6 protein-coding genes are annotated in these 6165 nt (G+C 44.6%); 5 read left to right on the forward strand and 1 reads right to left on the reverse strand.

Annotation, left to right across the window (positions count from 1 at the left end):
- Positions 1 to 32: 32 nt before the first annotated feature.
- Positions 33 to 713 (reverse strand): hypothetical protein, encoded by a 681-nt coding sequence (locus DXA87_RS17315; protein WP_117505529.1) that lies wholly within the window; start codon positions 711 to 713, stop codon positions 33 to 35.
- Between the two features lie 190 nt (positions 714 to 903).
- Between DXA87_RS17315 and DXA87_RS17320 the strand changes: the two genes are divergently transcribed.
- The 5 genes from DXA87_RS17320 to DXA87_RS17340 all read left to right on the forward strand — a co-directional run.
- Positions 904 to 3021: a chemotaxis protein CheA gene (locus DXA87_RS17320; RefSeq protein WP_117505531.1), complete on the forward strand. Its 2118-nt coding sequence runs from the start codon at positions 904 to 906 to the stop codon at positions 3019 to 3021.
- 15 nt (positions 3022 to 3036) lie between these two features.
- Positions 3037 to 3504, forward strand: coding sequence for a chemotaxis protein CheW (locus DXA87_RS17325; protein WP_117505533.1), 468 nt, complete (start codon positions 3037 to 3039; stop codon positions 3502 to 3504).
- Positions 3505 to 3617: 113 nt separating this feature from the next.
- Entirely contained in the window at positions 3618 to 4430 is an 813-nt protein-coding gene (locus DXA87_RS17330) for a protein-glutamate O-methyltransferase CheR (protein WP_015553176.1), read from the forward strand.
- A gap of 51 nt (positions 4431 to 4481) precedes the next feature.
- Positions 4482 to 5570: a chemotaxis response regulator protein-glutamate methylesterase gene (locus DXA87_RS17335; protein ID WP_348982253.1), complete on the forward strand. Its 1089-nt coding sequence runs from the start codon at positions 4482 to 4484 to the stop codon at positions 5568 to 5570.
- Between the two features lie 24 nt (positions 5571 to 5594).
- A partial coding sequence (locus DXA87_RS17340) for a hypothetical protein (protein ID WP_348982254.1) occupies positions 5595 to 6165 on the forward strand: 571 nt, incomplete at its 3' end.

The following is a 6165-nucleotide window of genomic DNA, read 5'->3' on the forward strand; positions in this document are numbered from 1 at the left end:
AGCCACTACTGTTACAACGTTAGTATAGCACTTCACAGATAGATCAGCTGGTCTGCATACTTTTTCAGCCTGCTGCTGTAAAAATCCGGGTGGACACTGGTCAATCTATTGTTCTGGTCATAGGGATTGTGGATAAACACCGCATCCGGTTTTTTATCTTCCAGGCGGAATATGCGGTAATCTGTGACAGGAACATCTGGTGGATACTGATCTCCCTCGTAGTGTTCTACTGTCAGATTCCCGTCCTGGTCTTTTTCAAAATAGGGGATCGGTACAACATAAGCATCGCAATCCGAATCCTTATCTGCTGCTTTCCAGACGGTTTCCATAGAATCCCACATAGACACTTTATATGGAAGAAAGACAAAACAGAGACGGTCTGTTTCCATATCATTCTCCACGCGTTCATATAAAAGTTTCAATTCTTTCTTTATTTTTTTATACAGCCTTGCAATCTGTTTTTTACTGTGAAGATTCTGACTCATCTCATAAAGATCTTCACAATATACTTCCAGAAGGGGGACCAGATCTGCTTTTCCCACATTTTCCAGCTCTGTTCCCAACAAAAGTGCTGTTTCCTGAGATTGTGAAAGAGCATCGATCATCACTTCTTCTGTATTCTGGCCGAATCCCATGAACACTTTTTCATTTGCCCGCATTAAGAGGGCCGCTGTCTGCAAAAGCCTTCTTTTTTCTTTTCTTTTGATCGCCATTTTTACGGTTTCCTCCAAAAATGATCAGATATCCTATCTCTGATAATTTTATCGGCGTTTTCTTTTTTTTTATAACTGTTGTATCAACTTACTGTTTCTTTTTTGAAATCCCCTTATCCATTTTCAACCACCGCCGATAAAGTTAAAAGAAATACTATTCTGATTATTATGAAAAAAGGCGGTGTACAATATGAGCAGTGGTATGGACAGCAGTATTCTGGATACATACCTTTATGAAGAAAACAATCTTTTAGACCAGTTAGACGAAATGCTGGTTGCTGATGAGAAAAACGGTGATTTTTCCACCGATGACGTAAATGAGATCTTCCGTATCATGCATACGATCAAAGGCTCTTCTGCAATGATGGAATTTAATTCGATCTCCACGATCGCCCATCATATTGAAGATGTATTTTTTTATATCCGTGATAAAGGAATCGAAACTCTGGATCCTGAACATAAGAAAGAGCTTTTCAACCTGATGTTCCGTTCAGAGGATTATTTAAGAAGCGAAATCGAGAAAGTAGAACAGGGAGTACCTCTTTCTACTGATATTGATGCGTTCTCCAATGAGATCAATTCTTTTTTGAAGAAGATCAGCGGCGCTGCACCTGCACAGCCGGAAGCTTCACAGGCTGCACCTGCAGCTTCTGGTGCAGCAGCTTCTGGTGCTGCAGCTCCTGGTGCTGCAGCTCCTGCTTCTCTCCCTGATGATAAGGATGCAGCCTGCTTTTTCCATGTTTTTCTGGAAGAAGGCGTGGGAATGGAGAATCTGCGGGCTTATATGATCGTAAATGCAGTAAGGGAATGTGAAGTGACTTTTCGTTTCTATCCCAGTGATATGGAAACAGATCCGGATACTTCACAGAAGATCGCAGAAAATGGCTTTTTCCTTGCTTTTGACTCCAGTGAAGACGCTTCTAAGGCTGAAGGGATTTTAAAAACCCAGAACCACATCCGATCTTATGAGCTTGTAAATGTCCCAAAAGCCGCTCCTCCTGCAAAAGCTGAGGAAAAAAAGGCATCTGTTTCCAAACCCACGGCACCAGCACCTGCATCCACAGATACAGCTGCCGGGAAAGCAGCTCCTATGCTTTCCCATGCCCCGGTCAAGCAGAATCTGATCAGCGTCAACCTGATGAAGCTGGACAGCCTGATGGATATTGTTGGTGAGATCGTGATCACTGAATCCATGGTCACATCTTCCCCTGAATTAAACCTGCTGCCAAGGGACAACAGGGATAATTTTATGAAATCTGCACGTCAGCTGCGTAAACTCACCAATGATCTGCAGGATATTGCCATGTCTTTACGCATGGTCCCGATTTCCGGCGTGTTCCAGAAAATGAACCGTATTGTGCGTGATATGAAGCAGAGCCTGGGAAAAGACGTCCGTCTGACCATTGTAGGTGAAGATACAGAGGTAGATAAGACGATCGTAGACAATATACAGGATCCTATCATGCATATCGTGCGTAACAGCATGGATCATGGGATTGAAGAAACAGCCCAGGAACGTATTGCTGCCGGTAAGGATCCCCAGGGCGAGATCGTACTTTCCGCTTCCCATACCAGCAGTGAGGTTGTTATCTCCATTAAAGATGACGGATATGGCATGGATCCCCAGAAGATTCTTGAAAAAGCCCGGTCAAAGAACATGCTGACCAAGCCTGATTCTGAATACAGCCAGAAGGAGATCCTGGGGCTGATCATGCTTCCCGGATTTTCCACCAATACAGAGGTAACTGAATATTCCGGTCGTGGTGTTGGAATGGATGTTGTAAAGAAAAATGTAGAATCCTTAGGCGGTATCGTTTCTGTATCCAGTACCTACGGTGAAGGAACTACGATTTCCATGAAGATCCCGCTGACTCTGGCTATTGTAGATGGAATGAAAGTAACGGTAGGTGATTCTATTTTTACTATACCGATCGCCAATATCCGTCAGTCCTTTAAGGTAAAAGCGGATCAGGTGATCAAAGATGAATATGGCAATGAAATGGTAGAACGTGTTGACCATTTTTATCCTATCGTCCGCCTCCATTCCTTCTATCACCTTCCAACTGAGGTTACCCAGATGGAAGACGGCATCCTTTTATGGGTGGAAGCAAATGACCGTTCTTACTGCCTGTTTGTAGATGATCTGATCGGCGAGCAGCAGGTGGTAGTAAAGCCGCTTCCTGCTTTTCTCAGTGAATTTAACCTGAAAGACCACGGCATCACCGGCTGTACCATTATGGGTGATGGCAATATCAGCATCATTCTGGATATCCTCAGCTTATATTCCATAGCTGTAGAGAACGCGTAAACAGGAGGTTTTAAAATGGCTGAAGTAACAGAAACAAATATCCGGACAGACGTACCGGCTGAAAACCAGTCCGTTGAACGCTGTCTTACCTTTGAGTCGGGAGACATGACTCTGTTTTTAAGTATCAATAACGTAACGGAGATCATCAATGACTGTGCGATCACTCATCTTCCACTGGTACCTGATTATATTAAGGGAATCATCAATCTGCGTGGTCAGATCCTTCCGGTAGTAGATATACGGCTCTATATGGGCAAGCCTGCTTTGGAATACAACAGTAAGACCTGCTTTATCGTTTTAAATGTAGACGATCTTCCTGTATGCATCGTTGTGGATTCTGTGCAGCAGGTGATCGATATTGATCTTCAGGATGTACGTCCGATCCCTATCAAACGCAGACAGAAGCTGTTAGATGGTATGATCACACTTGAAAATGGGACTGTGCTTATGTCTTTTGACTGCAAGTCCCTGGTCAGCTCTTAATGTACTCCCGGGATCTTTTTGTACTTGATTTTGCGAGAAGATTTTTTGTCAGCCGCAAAGGCAGGTGCAGGAAAGACTCCGAGAGTACATCCGATTCCTAAGGAGGTCATACAATGCTTACATTAAGTGACGGGGATTTTAACCGTCTTTACACTTATATCCAACAGCACTATGGTATCAATCTGAGCCACAAAAAACAGCTGATCACCAGCCGTCTTACTAATATGCTGCAGCAGAAAGGGTTTCATAGTTTTACAGAATACATAGATGAGATCATCTCAGGTAAAGATCCTGAGATGGTTTCTGTTATGTTAAACAAGCTGACTACCAACTATACCTATTTTATGCGGGAAAAAGAACATTTTGACTTTCTCCAGAAGCAGATTCTTCCTGAGCTTGCAAACAAGCATTCCCGGGACCGTTCTATTGCGATCTGGAGTGCCGGCTGCTCCTCCGGTGAAGAACCTTATAACATTTCTATGTATCTGAAAGAATATTTTTCCGCTATTCCCGGAAGCTGGGATACCCGTATCCTTGCTACGGACATTTCCCAGCGTGTTCTGGATTCTGCCATGGATCCCAGATATTCCCTTGAAAGCTTAAAAGAGCTTCCGCCTTCCTGGCAGGAACGCTATTTTGTTCCCATAGGAGATAAAACCTATACTGTTTCAGATGCTTTAAGGAAAAATGTGATCTTTCGTTCCTTTAACCTGATGGATCCCATCCATTTCCGCAAAAAGTTTGACCTGATCTTCTGCAGAAACGTGATGATCTATTTTGACCGTCCTACGAAGGCGGCACTGGTAAGGCGCTTTTATGATGCTACCGCTCCGGGAGGCTACTTATTTATCGGACATTCTGAAAGCCTGGATAAGGAAAGCTGCCCGTTTTCCTATATTGAACCGGCTATTTACCGAAAGATCTGATCCCGTAGGTTATCTCATACGTTGTTACAGCTATCTTATTAAGGAGGCATTATGATCATGGATCATAAATTAAAATTAATGGTGGTGGATGATTCACCCTTGTTCCGCACCTGGCTGATCCATTCTCTCTCTGAGGATGACCGCTTTCAGGTTGTAGGATATGCAGTAAATGCCCTTGACGCCCAGGAAAAGATCCCGCTGCTGCAGCCGGATATGCTTACCCTGGATATTGAAATGCCGGGAATGTCAGGCATTGATTTTTTAAAGCAGCTGCTTCCCGTCCACCCTATCCCGGTGATCCTGGTATCTTCCCTGAACCTGAGGGTTTTTGATGCCCTGGAAGCCGGAGCTGTGGATTTTGTACGGAAACCAGATGAAGCCAATGGACTGTCTAAAGAGATCTTTCTTTCTATGCTCCGTTCCAAACTCATGGTAGCGGCTGCTTCCCACGTACACCTTCCTTCTGCTCCTGCAGACCCTCAGGCAGGTGGTATCCGCAAGGTTTCTTCTTTACCTCCTGCCAGAAATACTTTCCTGCAGAAACCAAAGATTCCTCTGGGTGCTTCCCCTGAAACCGTGATCGCTATCGGGGCATCTACCGGAGGTACAGAAGCCATTCTCGAGGTAGTAAAGAATTTTCCTGCAGATACTCCCGGAGTTGTTATCACCCAGCATATGCCTGCCGGTTTTACAGCTATGTATGCAGAGCGCTTAAACAGGATCTGCAAAATGGAAGTACGGGAGGCGAAAAACGGGGACCGGATCCGCAAAGGTCTCATGCTTTTAGCTCCCGGAGGTCTGCAGATGCGTGTGGTACCTCTTGGAAACTCCTATGCAGTCAGTGTACAGGAAGGAGAAAAGGTAAACGGACACAGACCTTCCGTGGATGTGCTTTTTGACTCAGTTGCATTCCATGTGCGGGAACACGCCATCGGCGTTCTTCTCACAGGAATGGGAGCAGATGGAGCTGCCGGTCTTTTGCGCATGCGCAAAAACGGCGCCTATACCATCGGACAGGACAAGAACAGCTGTGTTGTCTACGGCATGCCTATGGAGGCACATAAGATTGGCGCTGTATGCCAGCAGTGTCCTTTAAATACCATTGGTCAGACTGTCCTGGCCCGTGTATCCCTTCGTTAACGGATAAGAAATAAATGGATAAAAATGAAAGATAGAACTTTAAAGAATCAAAAAAAACAGATAAATAAAACCTTGAAACAGTTCCAACTTGCGAAAACGATGATCCAACTTTCCATTACCGGTACAGTTTCGGTGATCACTGCCAGCCTGAGCTTTTATTTTTGCCCAGGCTTTTCTTCCCAGATCATAAAAGACGCACGATCCGGTATTTCCTTTGTACAGACTGCCAGTAGCCAGAAATTTCATGAACTGGAAGACTTTCTTAAAAAGCAGACCCAGCCAGAACCAAAAATCCAAAAACAACCAGAGCTTTCAGAGGATACTTCCAGGACACAGGGGATCCCAGATACATCTTCTGTGACTGCAAATACATCTCCTGTGATCCTTGGAAAAGCAGAAAACCTGCATATGGAGGCTCAGACGGGATCAGATGGCAATTCTTATGATGCTGCCATCCTGGATACCAGTATGGGACCGATGTTCTACTATAATCAGGGAGATACCCGCTGGAGCAGTTATCTCTACGGCGGTTCAGATCCCATGCTCCAGTATGGATGTGGTCTGTTGTGGTCAAGCTTTTTTGTAACACTTGTGG

The organism is Desulfotomaculum sp. OF05-3 (genome assembly GCF_003435535.1).
In the GTDB taxonomy this organism is placed as follows: Bacteria; Bacillota; Clostridia; order Lachnospirales; family Lachnospiraceae; genus Pilosibacter; species Pilosibacter fragilis.